Origin of the sequence: Rummeliibacillus pycnus, assembly GCF_002884495.1 — a bacterium.
In the GTDB taxonomy this organism is placed as follows: Bacteria; Bacillota; Bacilli; order Bacillales_A; family Planococcaceae; genus Rummeliibacillus; species Rummeliibacillus pycnus.
In genome coordinates this window covers 245909-263615 of the sequence record NZ_KZ614145.1, presented here as the reverse complement: position 1 = coordinate 263615, position 17707 = coordinate 245909, and the positions used below count along the sequence as shown (strand labels likewise).

14 protein-coding genes are annotated in these 17707 nt (G+C 34.8%); 2 read left to right on the top strand and 12 right to left on the bottom strand.

Annotation, left to right across the window (positions count from 1 at the left end):
- Positions 1 to 44 precede the first annotated feature (44 nt).
- The 9 genes from hemA to CEF14_RS01285 form a co-directional block, all read right to left on the bottom strand.
- Positions 45 to 1409 (bottom strand): glutamyl-tRNA reductase, encoded by a 1365-nt coding sequence (hemA, locus tag CEF14_RS01325; protein WP_102691173.1) that lies wholly within the window; start codon positions 1407 to 1409, stop codon positions 45 to 47.
- Positions 1410 to 1859: 450 nt separating this feature from the next.
- Complete coding sequence (gene yihA, locus CEF14_RS01320; RefSeq protein ID WP_102691172.1) at positions 1860 to 2441, bottom strand: ribosome biogenesis GTP-binding protein YihA/YsxC; 582 nt, start codon at positions 2439 to 2441, stop codon at positions 1860 to 1862.
- Complete coding sequence (lon, locus tag CEF14_RS01315) at positions 2438 to 4765, bottom strand: endopeptidase La (RefSeq protein ID WP_102691171.1); 2328 nt, start codon at positions 4763 to 4765, stop codon at positions 2438 to 2440. Before lon ends, yihA begins: the two co-directional genes overlap by 4 nt.
- A gap of 188 nt (positions 4766 to 4953) precedes the next feature.
- Complete coding sequence (clpX, locus tag CEF14_RS01310; protein WP_102691170.1) at positions 4954 to 6222, bottom strand: ATP-dependent protease ATP-binding subunit ClpX; 1269 nt, start codon at positions 6220 to 6222, stop codon at positions 4954 to 4956.
- 182 nt (positions 6223 to 6404) lie between these two features.
- Entirely contained in the window at positions 6405 to 7697 is a 1293-nt protein-coding gene (tig, locus tag CEF14_RS01305) for a trigger factor (RefSeq protein ID WP_102691169.1), read from the bottom strand.
- A 106-nt stretch (positions 7698 to 7803) separates the two neighbouring features.
- Positions 7804 to 8799, bottom strand: a complete 996-nt coding sequence (locus tag CEF14_RS01300) for a DUF3196 family protein (RefSeq protein WP_102691168.1) — start codon at positions 8797 to 8799, stop codon at positions 7804 to 7806.
- Between the two features lie 113 nt (positions 8800 to 8912).
- A complete protein-coding gene (locus tag CEF14_RS01295; protein WP_102691167.1) occupies positions 8913 to 9821 on the bottom strand; it encodes an HNH endonuclease in 909 nt (302 codons plus the stop codon).
- Between the two features lie 101 nt (positions 9822 to 9922).
- Complete coding sequence (locus CEF14_RS01290) at positions 9923 to 10933, bottom strand: MBL fold metallo-hydrolase (protein ID WP_102691166.1); 1011 nt, start codon at positions 10931 to 10933, stop codon at positions 9923 to 9925.
- A 321-nt stretch (positions 10934 to 11254) separates the two neighbouring features.
- Entirely contained in the window at positions 11255 to 12628 is a 1374-nt protein-coding gene (locus tag CEF14_RS01285; RefSeq protein ID WP_102691165.1) for an amino acid permease, read from the bottom strand.
- Positions 12629 to 13288: 660 nt separating this feature from the next.
- On the opposite strand from CEF14_RS01285, the gene CEF14_RS01280 reads away from it, so the two are divergent.
- Positions 13289 to 13588: a hypothetical protein gene (locus tag CEF14_RS01280; protein ID WP_102694253.1), complete on the top strand. Its 300-nt coding sequence runs from the start codon at positions 13289 to 13291 to the stop codon at positions 13586 to 13588.
- Between the two features lie 298 nt (positions 13589 to 13886).
- Entirely contained in the window at positions 13887 to 14669 is a 783-nt protein-coding gene (locus CEF14_RS01275) for a GNAT family N-acetyltransferase (protein WP_102691164.1), read from the top strand.
- A gap of 70 nt (positions 14670 to 14739) precedes the next feature.
- Here the strand turns inward: CEF14_RS01275 and CEF14_RS01270 are convergent, their stop codons facing one another.
- From CEF14_RS01270 to ribD, 3 genes are all read right to left on the bottom strand, one after another.
- A complete protein-coding gene (locus CEF14_RS01270) occupies positions 14740 to 15300 on the bottom strand; it encodes a 5' nucleotidase, NT5C type (RefSeq protein ID WP_102691163.1) in 561 nt (186 codons plus the stop codon).
- A gap of 231 nt (positions 15301 to 15531) precedes the next feature.
- Positions 15532 to 16617 (bottom strand): FAD-dependent monooxygenase, encoded by a 1086-nt coding sequence (locus CEF14_RS01265; RefSeq protein WP_102691162.1) that lies wholly within the window; start codon positions 16615 to 16617, stop codon positions 15532 to 15534.
- Entirely contained in the window at positions 16610 to 17707 is a 1098-nt protein-coding gene (gene ribD, locus CEF14_RS01260; RefSeq protein ID WP_102691161.1) for a bifunctional diaminohydroxyphosphoribosylaminopyrimidine deaminase/5-amino-6-(5-phosphoribosylamino)uracil reductase RibD, read from the bottom strand. Before ribD ends, CEF14_RS01265 begins: the two co-directional genes overlap by 8 nt.

The window sequence follows — 17707 nt, the reverse complement described above, 5'->3', positions numbered from 1 at the left end:
ATTAGTTTAACACATAGACACGAAAACGCCTTCAAAAAAGTTCTTTAATATGACAATTTAGCATCAGTTATTTGTGTTCCTAATGCTGTTTTTTGCAAGCGTTCTTTTTGGTGAAGTTGTTGTTTTCGAGCTTCTTCTTCCACTTCTTCTTCAATTCCAAAAATTTGTTGGAATAACGCTAATTGCTCTTTTGCTTTTTGTGAGCCAGCCATTTCTTTTGCTTGCAAAATTGGTTCTTTTAACAATTGGTTAATAATCGATTTCGTATGCTTATTCAATACCTTTTTCTCTCGTTCAGTTAAGTCAGGCATTTTGTTTTCAATACTTTGCATGGTTTCCGCTTGGATACGAGCTGCTTTTTGACGAAGAGCTGCAATTACAGGAACAACTCCTAAAGTAGTCATCCAATCTTTAAACTCATCGACTTCAGTACCAATCATTGATGTGATTTGTTCTGCTGCTACTTGACGTTCTGCTAGGTTCGCTTCAACAATACCGTGTAAATCATCGATATCATATAAGAAAACATTAGATATATCGCCTATTCTTGGATCTAAGTCGCGAGGAACAGCAATATCAACCATGAATATTGGTTTACCTTTACGTAATTGTTCTACACGTTCCATCAAGTCATAATCAATTACATAGTCAGTTGCACCAGTTGAACTAATTAAAATATCTGCTTCTAATAATACACATTGAAGCTCTTCCATTGATTTTGCAGTACCATGGAATTTCTCAGCCAGTGTTTCTGCTTTTGAGAAAGTACGGTTAATAACAGTTACTTTACCTACACCGCTTCCATATAAATTTTCAACTGCTAGTTCACCCATTTTACCAGCACCTAAAATGGCTACATGTTTATTTGATAATGATCCGAAAATTTTCTTTGCAAGTTCTACTGCTGCGTAAGAAACAGATACAGCATTTTCACCTATAGCTGTTTCACCGTGAGCTCGTTTTGCAAATGTTATGGCTTGCTTGAATAATTTATTATAAACAGTACCTGTTACGCCTATTTCTTGAGCTTTTAAAAAGCTACTCTTAACTTGTCCCAAAATTTGAGTCTCGCCTAATACCATTGAGTCGATTCCTGAAGAAACTTTAAATAAATGTAACATCGAACTGTCTTCTTCACGAATATAAAGATGTGATTCAAAGTTCTCAACTGGAACTTTAAACCAAGTTGATAGGAATTGTTTAATATAATAACGTCCTGTATGAAGTTGATCGACTACAGCATAGATTTCAGTACGGTTACAAGTTGAGACAATTACATTTTCTAATATGCTTTTTTGACTTTGTAATGCTCTCATCGCTTCGGGAAGTTCTTCTTCGGTAAATGAGAATTTTTCACGAATTTCGACGGGCGCTGTTTTATAATTCAAGCCTACTACAATGGTATGCATGAAATTATACACCTCTCACGTTCTAATTAACGTCTATTATTATAACATAAATTATGAATGATCCTGTTTCCAATTTGTGAACAGGCTATGACATAAAGTGAAACTTAGCGTGGTTCTTTCCACTTATGATTAGTTGAACCAATCGGATTTTCACGTGCAGTTACGCCCTCTATCTACTTTGCTTCTTTCTTAATCTTAAAGTGGGGTTTTTACTGCCCATTTATGCAAGATAAAAATCGACATTTTTCTTTAGAATTATTATAATCTATATTTTATCAAATCATTCATCTAACTACAATATAGTTGCTTTTTGATTAAATATTCTTAAAAAGGGCTGTGGCTTTTATCATAATTTTGTATTGATTTTCAAGTAATGATCAATTTAACGCAATCTATTAATTAAGAAAAAAACCTGTAGAATTGCATTATTCTACAGGTTTATGTAATCTACTACATTCTTTTTTCAATCTCAGCCCATGCTTGTTCCATTCCCATACCTTTTTCCGATGAGAATAAAATCAATGGGTCATCTGGATCCATATCTAGAACTTCTTCAATTATTTTTTTATGTTTTGCATAATTTCCTTTTTTAATTTTATCGGCTTTTGTTGCGATAACAATTGTTGGAATATTATAATGTTTCAAGAAATCATACATCATGCAGTCATCGTCAGTTGGTTCATGGCGAATATCAACAATTTGTACAACTGCTTTTAACTCTGCTCTTCCAGTTAAATATTGCTCAATCATTTTGCCCCATGCTTCTCGTTCAGATTTAGATACTTTAGCATACCCATAACCTGGAACGTCTACAAAAAATAATTGTTCTTCAATTTTATAGAAGTTGAGAGTTTGCGTTTTCCCTGGCTTTGATGAAATCCGGGCCATACTTTTTCGACCAATCATACGGTTGATAAAAGATGATTTACCAACATTAGAACGACCTGCAAGAGCAAACTCTGGCAGACCGTCCTCTGGATATTGAGATGGTTGTACTGCACTAATGACCATCTCTACATTATTGACTTTCATAAAATCCCTCCGTCTAACGCTATATTCAATACTTCATCTGCGTTTGACACGAGCTTAAATGTGAGCCCTTTCCGAACACTTTCTGGAATATCATCAATATCACGTTCATTGTCTTTTGGTAAAATAATTGTTGTTAATCCTGCACGGTGAGCTCCTAGTGATTTTTCTTTTAGTCCACCAATCGGTAATACCCGTCCTCGCAAAGTAACTTCTCCTGTCATACCTACTTCTCGACGAATTGGTCGTTTTGTAATGGCTGAAGTAATTGCTGTCACCATGGTCACTCCAGCAGAAGGACCGTCTTTCGGCACTGCCCCTTCTGGTACGTGGATATGGATATCATGCTTATCAAAGAAATCGTCTTCAATTCCTAATTCATCCGATTTGGAACGTACATAGGATAATGCTGTTTGGGCAGATTCCTTCATGACATCACCTAACTTACCAGTTAGTTGAATCTTGCCTTTCCCTGGAGTAAGTGAAACTTCAATTTGAAGTGTATCACCGCCAACAACTGTATAAGCTAAACCTGTTGCCACGCCAATTTGATTTTCTTTTTCAGCTTGTCCATGATGGAATCGATGTTTTCCTAATAAATCTTCTAGGTTTTTCGATGTAATTACAACGCGTTTTTTATCACCTGATACAATTTGTTTTGCTGCTTTTCGGCAAAGTGAAGCAACTTGACGTTCTAAACTACGAACACCTGCTTCTCTTGTATAATAACGAATTAAATCAAGCACTGCATCTTCACGAATCTGTAATTGAGATTTTGCTAATCCGTTTTCTTCCATCTGTTTAGGGATTAGGTGTTTCTTCGCAATTTCTTGTTTTTCTACTTCTGTATAACCGGCAATTGATATAATTTCCATACGATCACGTAATGGCCCCGGTATTGTACTTAGGTCATTTGCAGTAGCAATAAACATAACATTTGATAAGTCGTATGATTCCTCAATATAGTGATCACTAAATGTACTATTTTGGTTTGGATCCAATACTTCTAACATTGCTGCTGATGGGTCGCCGCGGAAATCATTGGACATTTTATCAATTTCGTCTAATAAGAAAACAGGATTAATCGTACCCGCCTTTTTCATCCCTTGAATAATTCGTCCTGGCATTGCACCTACATATGTTCTTCGATGTCCACGAATTTCGGATTCATCTCGAACACCCCCAAGTGAAATGCGGACAAATTTACGGTTCAAAGATTCAGCAATTGACTTTGCTAATGAAGTTTTCCCTACTCCAGGAGGACCTGCCAGACAAAGAATTGGTCCACGAAGTGACTTCGTTAACTGTTGAACAGATAGATATTCTAAAATACGTTCCTTAACCTCTTCTAGACCTTCATGATCTCGATTCAATATCTTTTCTGCAACATGGATATCACGGCGATCTTCAGTTGCAGTTTTCCAAGGTAAAGAAATAAGCCAATCTAGGTAGTTCCGAATAACACCACTTTCTGCTGAAGCAGCTGGTATTTTATCATAACGACCTAATTCCTTTAATGCCACTTTCATTGTATCTTCAGGCATTTCCGAAGCTTCAATACGTTTTTTGAGCTCTTCAACTTCTGCTTGCTTTCCTTCACGGTCTCCGAGTTCATCCTGGATAGCTTTCATCTGCTCACGTAAATAAAACTCTTTTTGAGTTTTTTCCATGGCACGCTTTACTTTGGTATTAATTTTTTGTTCAAGATTTAATACCTCTTGCTCGTCATGCAAGCGTTGAATTAGGATATTAATTCTTTCCTTAACATCTGTTGTACGAAGAATTTCTTGCTTACCTTGCATTTTTAGTGGCAAATAAGATGCAATTGTATCCGCAAAACGTCCAGGTTCTTCTATATCGGCAACTGTTTCATAAGATTCGTTAGAAATTTTGCTAGATGCTTTAGAATATCTTTCAAAATAAGATAATAATGTACGCATTAAGGCTTCTGTTTCAATATCAACTTCTTTTGAATCGACTAAATTTTCTAGATCAACCGAAATATAGTCGTCATGATCTGTAAATTTTTTAATTTTTGCTCGGTTAAGACCTTCTACTAGCACTCTTAATGTCCCATTAGGCAACTTCAACATTTGTTTAACGTATGCAACAGTTCCCACTTCATATAAATCATCTTGTAACGGATTTTCTACACTCATGACTTTTTGTGTCACAAGAAAAATTAAATTATCATCCGCCATCGCTTTTTCCAATGCTTCAATAGAGCGTTTACGACCTACATCGATATGTAATAAAATCGTTGGATAAACGAGTAACCCTCTAAGTGGTAAAAGTGGTATGTTTTTTGTTCTAGTTACTTCTGCCATAAGGGTGATCACCTCCGAATGATTGTGTGTAATTTCATCATATTATTGAATATCTTAGGAACTTTAATAATTACGCTATAAGTATGTTACAGAAAACTCTTTTCATGCACAATAATAAGTTTAAAAAAGCTGGCCATCGATGCAAGTGCTGATTGGCACTTGATCGAAGCCAGCTTTTCAATCAGATCTTATGCAGACGTTTTTTCGCTATCCGGATCTAACTCTGTCCCATCTTTTAAAAGAAGTTTTGGACGAGCTTTATCTGTAACAGTTTCTTTCGTAATGATACATTTCACAATATCATTTCGAGAAGGTAGTTCAAACATGACATCTAACATAATATTTTCAATAATTGAACGTAAGCCTCGTGCACCCGTTTTACGCTCAATAGCTTCTTTTGCAATTTCATATAATGCATCTTTTTCAAATTCAAGTTCTACATTATCAAGTTCTAACATTTTTTGATATTGCTTAGATAATGCATTTTTTGGTTCAGTTAAAATTTGAACAAGTGCATCTTCGTCTAGTTGTTCTAAGCTAGCCAATACTGGTAAACGACCGATAAATTCTGGGATTAAACCGAATTTAAGCAAATCTTCAGGGATTAAGTGCTTCATCAAGTCTTTATCATCAGTATTATGTTTTTTAATATCAGAACCGAAACCAATTACTTTTTCACCCATACGGCGTTTAATAATTGACTCAATCCCATCAAAAGCTCCACCTACGATAAATAGAATATTTGTTGTATCTATTTGGATGAACTCTTGGTGAGGATGTTTACGACCACCTTGAGGAGGAACACTTGCTGTTGTACCTTCAAGAATTTTCAACAATGCTTGTTGAACGCCTTCGCCTGACACATCACGTGTAATAGAAGGATTTTCAGATTTACGTGCAACTTTATCGATTTCATCGATATAAATAATACCTTTTTCAGCACGTTCAATATCATAATCAGCAGCTTGGATTAGTTTAAGAAGGATATTTTCAACATCTTCTCCAACGTAACCAGCTTCTGTTAAAGAAGTAGCATCAGCAATCGCAAATGGTACATTGATAATACGAGCTAAAGTTTGAGCTAATAATGTTTTACCACTACCAGTTGGTCCGATTAACACAATATTGGATTTTGATAACTCCACGTCATCTACTTTGCTATTAGAATTAATGCGTTTGTAGTGATTGTAAACAGCTACTGATAACGCTTTTTTAGCACGTTCTTGACCGATGACATAATCATCCAAAATATCTAGTATTTCTTTTGGCTTTGGAATGTCTTTTAGCTCAACTTCTTCTTCAGTACCAAGTTCTTCTACAACAATTTCAGAACACAAATCAATACATTCATCACAAATGTATACACCTGGTCCCGCAACTAGTTTACGAACTTGTTCTTGCGGTTTTCCACAGAATGAGCATTTTAAATTGCCTTTTTCATCATTAAATTTGAACAATTATTTCACCCCTATTCAAGCAACAATGTTACAAGATTCTTTCTATATTATCAAATATAACGATTTCTTGTAACATTTTAGCTCTTAAATATGTATTATTCTAAATTTTCTATCTTTATGTTAAGAAAACAAGGTACGGATTTAAAACCCGTACCTTGTTCAGGTTTACTAATTGAACTGTATTATTCAGTTACTTTAGCGTTTTCAACTAATAATTCAACTGTTTTACGAATTTTCACATCATGTTCAAGTACAGAAGTACCGCCTAGAACTGATTTAATTTGTTCAACATCCATTTTGAATTGTTCAGACATTTTTTCTAATTCTGCATTGATGTCTTCTTCAGTTACTTCTACTTTTTCTGCTTCTGCAATTGCTTCAAGAACTAAAGCTACTCGTACGCGGCTTTCAGCATCGCCTTTCATTTGTGCACGAAGAGCTGCTTCATCTTGACCTGAGAATTGATAGTAAAGGTCAAGGTTCATACCTTGCATTTGTAAGCTTTGATCGTATTCTTGTAACATACGGTTGATTTCTGTTTCAACCATTGCATTTGGAATATCGATTGTTGCGTTTTCAGCAGCTTTTTCAACTAAATCATCACGTAAAGCTGTTTCAGCAGCGCTTTCTTTTTCAGCAGCTGTTTTTTCTTTTAGTTTAGTACGAAGTTCATCTAAAGTTTTTACTTCTGGATCGATTTCTGCAGCTAAATCATCATCTAATTCTGGAAGTTCTTTTGATTTTACTTCTTTAACAGTTACTTTAAATGTTGCTTCTTTACCAGCTAATTCAGCAGCATGGTATTCTTCTGGGAATGTTACAACCACATCTTTAGATTCGCCAGCTTTTACACCTACTAATTGTTCTTCAAATCCTGGGATGAATGATCCAGAACCGATTTCAAGTGAGTAGTTTTCGCCTTTACCGCCTTCGAATGCTACACCATCTTGGAAGCCTTCGAAATCGATTACTGCAGTGTCGCCGTCTTCTACAGCGCCATCTTCTTTAACAACTAATTCTGCAAGACGAGTTTGTTGGTCTTTTAATTGTTGTTCGATTTCTTCATCAGTTACTGCAGTTTCTTGTTTAGTTACTTCTAAACCTTTATAGTCACCAAGAGTTACTTCTGGTTTAACAGTTACTTTAGCAGTGAATTTGAAGTCTTTGTGTTTGCCTAGGTCTTCCATTTCAAAATCGATTTCTGGTTGATCTACTGGTTCGATACCTGTTTCATCGATTGCTAATGGATAGTTTTCATTTACTAAAAGTTCTAAAGCATCTTGGAATAATGATTCTACTCCAAATTTCTTTTCGAACATTTGACGAGGCATTTTACCTTTACGGAAGCCTGGTACGTTAATTTGTTTTACAACTTTTTTGAAAGCTTTATCTAAAGCTTCGTCTACTTTTTCAGCAGCAACTTCTACTGTTAATAATCCAGTGTTGCCTTCTTGTTTTTCCCATTTTGCTGACATTTATAATACCTCCAAAATTAATTTCAAATGTTGGACAATTCATTCGTTTAATACGACTTTCACAACTGTTTTAGTATATCATAGATAACTATAGTTTCAACAGATTTCATACATCGAACAGCTCAGACTGCTCTTCTAGGAGATTTAGTAAGTCCATTAAATCGTAATCTGTTTCTTTTACTTTACCAAACATTGCATGTACATAATCAATATATCCTTCTACTATTTCATCAGATTGATATTGAAACCATTCAAATGGATAAGTCACAAACATATGTCTTGCTAATAAATATTGTACCATTTCTAAAGTTGATGGCTCCTGTTCTAATGCACTTTCAACAAGCTTTAAAACTTGCTTAGCGACAGGCATTTCATCAGGAAATTGTAGTTTTGATGGATTGACAGTACGTTCTTTATCAAACTTTTTCACTTGCACTTCAATATCTATTTCTTGTTGGACGAGTAAGTACAATGCAAAACTTTGAATCATAGGATGAGCACGTTTATCTTCAATGATCGCAACTAATAACTCTTGCAATGGACGAATATTCACATCACGAATAGCTTGCATTTGCTGCATTTGTTGTAAATTCGTTTGAGAAAAAAATTGATCTACCTCGAATTGCTCATATGCCTCGTCAATGTCTAGCTGATCTGAGACTTCCTGGTCTTGCTTATCAGCAATTGTTGCATTCAGGCCTCTGATACGAATAAATTTATCTTGCGATTCAGGTGGAATGACGTTTTCTTCAAGCAAGGAGTCGATTAATGTCTCTACTTGCTTAAACTCCTTCAACTCCATTAAAATCGTCAAATAAAGTTCCATAGTTTCTATGTATAACTGCGGACCAATAGCTAGCAATTTCTCGCAAATGATTTTCGCTTCTTGAAAATTTCGTGTTTCATATAAAGCAAAGGCATAAACACTTAATAGGCTTTCATCGCCTTCTGTATATTGTAATGCCTCTCGAAATGAAACAACTGCTTTATCATATTGATAATTTTCAGCAAAACGTTGACCTTCTGCAATTAACCTTTCTATTGTTCCAGGGAACACAATAACATTTTGATGCTTTTGAAGTTTTCCTCTTTTTCTGCGCAATTGTGTTCACTCTCCCTAAAATCATCATAGCATATTTTCATTTGGAGCTAAAACAATTTCATACGACAAAATTGATTGTTTTTTAATAACCTATAACTTGCTAACCATTCCCATTATGGTTTAAATTGATATCGTTTATGCCATCTGTAGTAGGTTTTATTTTCCGGATATAATTCTATTTTCTTACATTCCGTTAATTGATAGTTGCGATATTCTTGAGGGGGAATTTTTTGTGAAATGTGCAATCTACCCCTACCATCAAATGCAATAAGACCTTCTTCATATAAAACCGCATGATTTGAACAAAGTAAAATACCATTAAAGGGATCTTTTCTTTCTTCTAATATACTTTCTTTCATCGGTTTGACGTGTATGGCCTTCATCATTTTTTGATGATGAATTCCACAAATCGGGCAAGTTCCATTCCATAATTTTATTTGTTGTTCAAAAAAATTAGATTCATTATACTCTAAGGTTTCTTTCAATTGGCCATCTAATCGATCTAAAATCGTGAATAATGGTTTTGTTTGTTGAACTGCATCAATTGATAATGATAGTTGTTCTTCATCTGTACTTGCTTTATTTAATGAACGGATTATTTTTGAAAATTGTAATGCTAATTCTTCATGACAAGGATACAAATAACCACTATTTCCACTACCGTCCTCTCGAAATGCTGAATACTTTGTAGGAAGTAATGGTTGAATCTTCTCCCAATGATTTTTGATTATTAAAGGATATTCTAATGGATAATATTTCACATGAACCACATGAACTTTTTCTTCTGTATGAATTCGAAAAAGTACTGGTTTTACCCCATCTTCACAATCACTTTGTGCGATACTAATCGCAACAATTGCACCTTTTACATAATGGAACACGCAGTCTCCTTTTTTCACTTTTCGCATTCTTGCCCAAAAGTGTTGCTCTATTCCTGCTTTATCATAAATAGGCGACCATATGACACCTAGGTCTTTATCTTCTTCATAGGTTTCTCCTTGCATAACAATATAGTTACTCATCGAAACCCCTCCTAACGCTCATATATTAGCTATTTCTATTATAACCCTGTTTCAGAAAAAGATCTGAACATGTGGCTAATTCAAAAAAACTATCCAAAAGATTAATCTTCTTGGATAGCCTCTTCGTTTTTTTCTAGTGATTGTGAATAGATCCATACACCATCTACTTTTTTCTTTTCTACTAATTGATGTTCTTCTAAGTAATCGAGATAGCCTATTATTTCAGACATAACAAGAGAAAATTCTGTGCGATATTTTGATCTATAATATTGCTTCGCCAGTGAACTTGCTGTTTGTGGTTTTTCTGTTAATAATGTTAAAATTCTTTCACATTTTCGATTCATGAATCCAATTTTTTGATGAATTAATGGTTTATGATTTTCGATAATTGTCTGATGACCAGGAAAGGTTAACCATACATCAATTTCTGCACATTTAGCCAATGATTTTCGCTGCTCTGTTACTGATTTTAAGCGGACACCATTTTGATCAGGATCAACAATCGCATTTGTTGAAGATTCATTTAAAACTAGATCTCCAGTAAACAACCATTTTCTTTCCTGATCATATAAACTGATAGAATCTGGTGAATGTCCCGGTGTTTCAAAGACTTCCAAACTATTAACATTATCTCCTTCTTGAATAGGAATATAGTTTGCTATTAATCTTTTATCATCTAATTCATTTAACGTTCGAGTTAGTCTTTCTAATCTCGGTTGTGCATCATGAAAGCAGTCCATTTCCTTATATAAGTCATTGAAGAATTGGTAACGCATCCTAAAGAAATCTACATCCATTTGTAATCTTAAAATCGCGAGTGGATGAGCATATATAGGGATATTCTTTATAGCCAGTATTCGCTTTAAAAGTCCGACATGATCTTCGTGATGGTGAGTTAAAATAATACGATCAATATCCGTTACCTTGCATCCCTGTTCAGCTAATACTAAATTAAAATAATTCCAACATTCTTCATGGTCAATACCTGTGTCAATTAATGTCAATGATCCTCCATCATTAATGATAAAAAAGTTTATCGTTCCAATAGCACCATATGATGTCGGAAAAATGACCGGATATACGTGCCGCTCTCGACTAGATATTATCTGCAAAGCATTTCACTTCCTTAATACGGAGTTAGTTAATACATTATGCCAAATCTATTAACATCATTTTTCAAAAGTCCTCTTGATTTAGTATTGTCTTTATTTACACTCTTTTCTTATAACAAATTTCACAGAACTATACAAACAAATTTATGAGTTTAAAAAAACAGCCATCAACTTATCGATCACTTATCTTTCTTGAAAAGACATTTATTGATTAAACGGTTGGTGGCTCTTTGGTTGGAACTACTCAATTTGTTCTAGCAATAAAACAAAAACCCGGAAATTCCTTATGACAAGGACTTCCCGGGTTTTGCTTTTGAAATTTTATTTGTTATTTTTCAAATTATAATTACGTCTATTCATACCAAATGCATAGAACAGAATTGTCATAAGTGCTAAGAAGATAATCCCTACGATTAACGAAATACGTGTATCATCATTAATCCACATGCCAACTAATACCGCTAGTAAGAAAATAATTGTTACATAGTTACTGACTGGTGCGAAAGGCATTTTAAATGGATGAGTTTTCATTTCTTCTGCATGCACTTTTCTAAAGCGAATTTGAGCGATTAATAATGCGAACCAAGGAATCATACCAGGTAATACACTTGCACTATATACATACACGAATAGTTTAGATGGTGCTACAAAGTTTAAAATAACACCAACAGCTAAACCGATTAAAACAGCGATTGTACCCCAAAATGGTACACCATTTTTAGAAACTTTTAAGAAAATTTTAGGTGCTTGACCATTTTCAGCAAGTGTATAAATCATGCGTCCTGCACTGTATATACCACTATTACATCCAGACATTGCAGCAGTAACCACTACAAAGTTAATGAATCCAGCTGCAATTGTAATGCCTATTTTTGCAAATGTTACAACGAATGGGCTTCCAACTGCTTTTAATTCATCCCAAGGATAAACAGTCACAATAACGAAAATTGCACCGATATAGAAAATTAAAATACGCCAAATAATTGAATTTGTTGCTTTTGTAATTGATTTTTTAGGATCTTTGGCTTCACCAGCTGTAATACCAATCAATTCAACACCTTGATAGGCCGCAACAACAAGTGATAATGCAAAGAAGAATCCTTTAATACCACCTGCGAAGAACCCACCATGTGACCATAAGTTTGAAAGACCAATAGCATGTCCACCATTACCAAGACCGAAGAAGATCAATCCCAACCCAGCAATGATCATTAAAATAATTGTAACAACTTTAATTAATGCAAACCAAAACTCAAATTCACCAAATGATTTTACAGATACTAAGTTTGCGATCCCTAAAATCACCATCACAACAATTCCTGGTGCCCACGCTGGAAGATGTGGAAACCAATATTGCATGTAGGTACCTACTGCAATAACCTCTGACATCCCAACGATTACCCATTGGAACCAGTTACTCCATGCTGTTAAGTAACCTGCTAGTGGATGAATATATTCATGGGCAAATGTTGCAAATGAACCTGTTTTCGGTTCAAGATAAAGCATTTCCCCCATCGCACGCATAATAAAAAATATAAAAATCCCGGCAATTGCATAAGCAAGCAGAACAGATGGTCCAGTCCAACTAATTGTACTTGCTGAACCCATAAATAAACCGACGCCAATTGTTCCACCAAGCGCGATCATTTGTATATGCCTTGCTTCTAATCCTCTCTTCAACTCTTTGTTAGCCATATAATACCCTCCTAATGCTAAACACAGATGCACATATACATTACTTTATATTTGATGTAGAGGAATCATACTAGCACTTCCCTCATTACATTGTGATACAAAGTCCAAAGATTTAATCTAAGACTAAATTGTGCTAACGGAAATTTTATTTATGTCTTTAAGTTTAATAAATTTTCTACAGAAATACAATTGTATTTCTCAAAAATACACAAAATGATTTATGAATAAAATAGAAAAAAACACTCATTAAATTAAAAATGAATGTTTTAAAGAGTTGATTTTATAAGAATAAAATTCTAAAAAATATTTTTAGATGATTTAGATTCATAAATTGGAAGATTCCAATAAAAGCTAAGAAATTTAACAAGATTTGATTCTACTATATCTATCCAGTTCAATCCACGAAACAGACAACTTAAGTACTTAACGTGGCTTTATTATCATTAAGGCCCCAGTGAAAGTCACTCGGGAACTTAAAGCAGTAGTTGTATCATGCATGGGGGCAAACTTTTGAAGTCACAGTTTGGAACGGAGTAGACGTCTTTTGCCATAATTTCGCCCCAAAAATAAAAACTTAAGCTAATCCAAAAAAGAATAAATGCCATATTTCAGGGAAAAACTATTATAAGAATCTTCACTAAAAGAGGTGAAAAGATGGAAATAGAATTTCCAATCATCCATACAAACTTCTGGGATGCAGTAATAGCCATTCCTGTAATCATGATTTTAACGCAAATTCTTAAGATTGTTTTTCATATACCCAAAAAATATGTCCCAACCATTCCCCTCATCCTTGGCTTATTCATTTCCGTCTTTATCAGTCATCGTCAGAATATTATTGCTGGTTTATTTATGGGTTGGTTTTACGGCTATGCGGCAATCGGAAACTACGCCGCACTCAAAACTTCTATTATTACTTATCTACAATGGCGAAAACGAAAGAGAATGAGATTGGAATGATGGGATCAAATTAACACCTCTAATAATCCCTATCACTCCAATTTTTTATTCATAACAAAATTATAAGATTCTGCTTCTAAGTTTTTGCTACTGGCCCATAAGTTTTTGATAAATTATTTTATCTAAATTTACCAATTACAGTTCCCATAAATTTTTAAAAGTAATCTATTTTTGAAGGATATAATAGAAAATTAATTGAATGATTAAAGGGAATAAGGTGTTTAGGATATCTTAATTGATATTTGAAACAACTATTCAATACGTGTTAATCACAAAATAGCAAGAATTGAGGGATAAAATGATTGTTTTACCGCGAGAACAATATAAATTATTCATAGGAAAACTTATTGATGTACCAACATTTGTGCATAGCATACTAGATAATGTAGTAGAAGGAACTGTTTATACAGACTCCTCAAATTATAATTCGCTACTATTTCAAACAAATTCTGGTCTATATTTTGTTTTTGGAGACACTTCAAACGAATCTTTTCTAAATGAATTAGCAGCTATTTGTCAAAAAACAATTGAAACAGACAATCGCTTTACCCTATTCTCCTATTCAAATGATTGGAATCATTTGATTGAAAAATACTTAGATGGCATGATAAATAAGATAGAACGCTACTCTTTTACATTTGATAAAAGTACATATAAAAACACTCAGAGAAATACAATTATGGATGAATATATTGTAAGAAATATTAACGCTAACCATATAGATAACTGTCTAGAATTTGACCATATATACTATCAAGAATATTGGGATTCACCCAACAACTTTCTTCAAAACGGGGTTGGCTTCTGTATACAAGATGGAGATAAAGTGATCAGTGAATGCGTCTCTATTTTTAAATCAAATCATTACGCAGAAGTTGATATTACAACTGATCAGAACTATAGAGGAAAAGGGCTAGCAAGTAGAATAGCTGAACAATTTATTGACTACTGTCTATCAAAAAATATACAACCACGTTGGGATTGTAATATTGATAATATTGCTTCAATTCAATTAGGTACAAAACTAGGCTTTAAACAATCCAAAAAGTATGCTATTTATATTAAACTTACTTCGAACTAGTTGAAAAAATGTATACATAGAAAAAGAGAGGGAATACACCTCTCTTTTAAATGTTATTGTAGCATTCCCCTTATTTAATAAAAGACTTAAATTCAGCCCAGGAAAATAGGCGTGGTAAGTTAACACCTTGATTATATGATTGGTTAATGACAACAGCTTTTGTATGGACGTCTTGAATTGTTAATAGTACGGCTGGTTTGTCATCGAAGTAGTAATCAAGCTGTAGTGATTTGATTGTATCGATTTTTTCAATGTCTTGCATGCCGCAATAAAATCGTTCATCTTGTACAGGGAAGCCCTTTTCTTTCATCCATTCACGTGTTCTTTCACAGTATTGTTTCGGACGAGAAGTGATGAAATAAATTTCGTGACCGTCTGTTTCTAGCTGCTGCAATGTTTCTAATGCATGTTCAAAAATTGGGCATTCTGTGAAGTAAATATCCTCTAAAGAGGATGACCACATATGACTCCCTTGTTCTGCTGTTAAATCGAATGCTTCGTGAATTTCTACTGTTTTTAATGCACGGAATACTTCAAGCCCTACTTCTTTTCCTAGCTTTTTATTGTACAAGTGAAAAGCATGTTCGCGTAAATTAATTAATGTATCATCAATATCAAATCCGAATTTCAAAAATGTTCCTCCTAAGCTCGTAAATAGAACTGATATACTTTCTTATCAACTATTACTTGAAGTGGAATCAACTTCGCTTTCCGCGGGCGAGCGATGAGCCTCCTCGCTGCGCTGTGGGGTCTCACCTGTCTCGCTTTCCCGCAGGAGTCTTCGTTGATTCCACTTCAATAAAGTTTGGATTACTAAACTTCAACAAAATCCTATTAAATTTCATTTAGATTTCAAGTGCCCTCATGATAAAACAGCAAAATTCTCTAAAAACGTTTGTTCCATCTCAATTTGAGAAGCTAATAATTTTTTGGCTTCTTTTTTGCGCTCTGTTATAAAATCGGTGAAATCAACGTCAGCAATATTTTCTTTATGCAATAAGTCAGCTAATACATCAGCATCCTTTAATGCACAGTTTAGACCATATCCACCTGTTGGGGTCATTGTATGCACGGCATCACCAATACATAGTAAACCTTCTTTCCCCCACTCTTCACTGATACTACTAAAGACATCGAGAAGTACAAAATCATGCCAAGATTGAATATTGTTGCGGACCGTTTCTTCTAGCTCAGGAAATGCTTCAATTAATTTATCAATAAACGGCGAAATGGGTTGTCTATGCAACGTTGGATATGAACCTTCCTTTATATTCCACCCTATTTGAATAAAGTTATTCGCTTGTGAATAGACAGCCAATTGTAGATCATCAATTGATGCATTTTTTATCGAAGGTGACCAATTGGCTGGAGCAGGTATTCTAGCCCATAGTAAATCAAAACCATGTTTACGAGTCATTGAATCTAACTCCGCCTTTTTACGGATAGTTGAGTAACGACCATCTGCTCCGATGATTAAGTTCGCTTCAACCATTTGCACTTCTTCACCATGTTTAGTTTTGACTGCTACATAGCGACCTGATTTATCTTGTACTAAATCACTTACTGTCGTATTTAGCAACAGATGAAAGTTCGACAGTTTTTGCGCTTCCTTTAAAATGGCAGTTAGTAAATTTGCTTGCGGAACATGAATACTAAGATGACCAATAGAAGGATCTGGATCAATTGCTTTAAAAATCTCCCCATTATGCCAATACTCTATATGTTTCATACGTAAAAGGCCAAGTTGTTCCACTCCATCAAAAAGATGATGCTTCTTTAAAATTTCTTCGCCATCTTCGTTTACATGCTCGCCTCGAAAAAATTTTCCAATTTTCTCTGACTTTTCAATCAAGAGTACAGATAGTTCTTTCTTCGCTAATAAATAGGCAAGTAATGTACCACTAGGGCCTGCCCCTACTACACATACATCTACTTTCAAATTACTCACCCTTTGGATAGGCAATGATTCGAAGATCTTCGCCCATTTTTTCAACTGAATCAAATGTTAAAAGAGAGGCTGCATCCATCAAGTCCACATCTTCCCCTCTAACAGGTGAAATCGAATGTTCGCCACCTAAAATTTTCGGCGCAACATAAATAATATATTTGTCGATAAGATTGCTCCGTACAAACGATGCATGAATTGCACCGCCACCTTCTACTAAAATGTCTGTAATCCCCTCTTGATAAAGAGCCTCTAATGTCGTATTTAAGTCGATTCCTTGCTCATTAGTCGGAACATACAGAATTTGAACACCTTTTGCTTCGTATTCAGCTGCTTTCGCACGATCTATTGTTGAATCTGTTACGATGATGGTCTTTGCTTCATTTGTGTTCATAACATTCGCATCAAGTGGAGTACGTAACTTACTATCTAAAATAATACGAACTGGGTTTTTGCCACCTTGCGGTAAACGAGTCGTTAAAGATGGATTATCCACAAGTACTGTTCCAACACCAACTAAAATCCCATCTACTTCATGACGAATTTCATGGACATTCATACGAGCAGCTTCTCCAGTGATCCACTTTGAATGACCAGTATGGGTAGCGATTTTACCGTCTAGTGTCATCGCAAATTTTGAAATGACAAAAGGTCGGCTTGTGATCATATTGTGTATGAAACGTTCGTTCAATCGTTTCGCTTCTTCTTCTAATACACCCACTTCTACCTCAATACCTGCATCACGAAGAAGCTTGATACCGCGTCCTGCTACTTGCGGATTTGGATCTTCCATTGCCACAACCACACGACTCACTTTTGCTTCTACTACACGATTCGCACAAGGAGGTGTTTTCCCGTAATGTGAACATGGTTCAAGCGTTACATATAAGGTTGCATCCTCTGCATGATCTCCAGCCATATTAAAGGCATGTACTTCCGCATGAGGCTCTCCTGCTTTACGGTGAAGTCCAGTACCAACAATCACACCATCTTTGACAATAACTGCTCCAACAAGTGGATTTGGATTTGTATTTCCTTTAGCACTAGCTGCTAATTCTAATGCCAAACGCATATAATCTTGATCTGTTTTCAT

What these genes read in the sequence shown, in the direction of transcription:
- ribD (WP_102691161.1), bottom strand. Translation starts at nt 17,707, where the DNA reads ATGAAAACAGATCAAGATTATATGCGTTTGGCATTAGAATTAGCAGCT.
- yihA (WP_102691172.1), bottom strand. Translation starts at nt 2,441, where the DNA reads ATGAAAGTCAATAATGTAGAGATGGTCATTAGTGCAGTACAACCATCT.
- CEF14_RS01275 (WP_102691164.1), top strand. Translation starts at nt 13,887, where the DNA reads ATGATTGTTTTACCGCGAGAACAATATAAATTATTCATAGGAAAACTT.
- CEF14_RS01295 (WP_102691167.1), bottom strand. Translation starts at nt 9,821, where the DNA reads ATGAGTAACTATATTGTTATGCAAGGAGAAACCTATGAAGAAGATAAA.
- tig (WP_102691169.1), bottom strand. Translation starts at nt 7,697, where the DNA reads ATGTCAGCAAAATGGGAAAAACAAGAAGGCAACACTGGATTATTAACA.
- CEF14_RS01285 (WP_102691165.1), bottom strand. Translation starts at nt 12,628, where the DNA reads ATGGCTAACAAAGAGTTGAAGAGAGGATTAGAAGCAAGGCATATACAA.
- lon (WP_102691171.1), bottom strand. Translation starts at nt 4,765, where the DNA reads ATGGCAGAAGTAACTAGAACAAAAAACATACCACTTTTACCACTTAGA.
- hemA (WP_102691173.1), bottom strand. Translation starts at nt 1,409, where the DNA reads ATGCATACCATTGTAGTAGGCTTGAATTATAAAACAGCGCCCGTCGAA.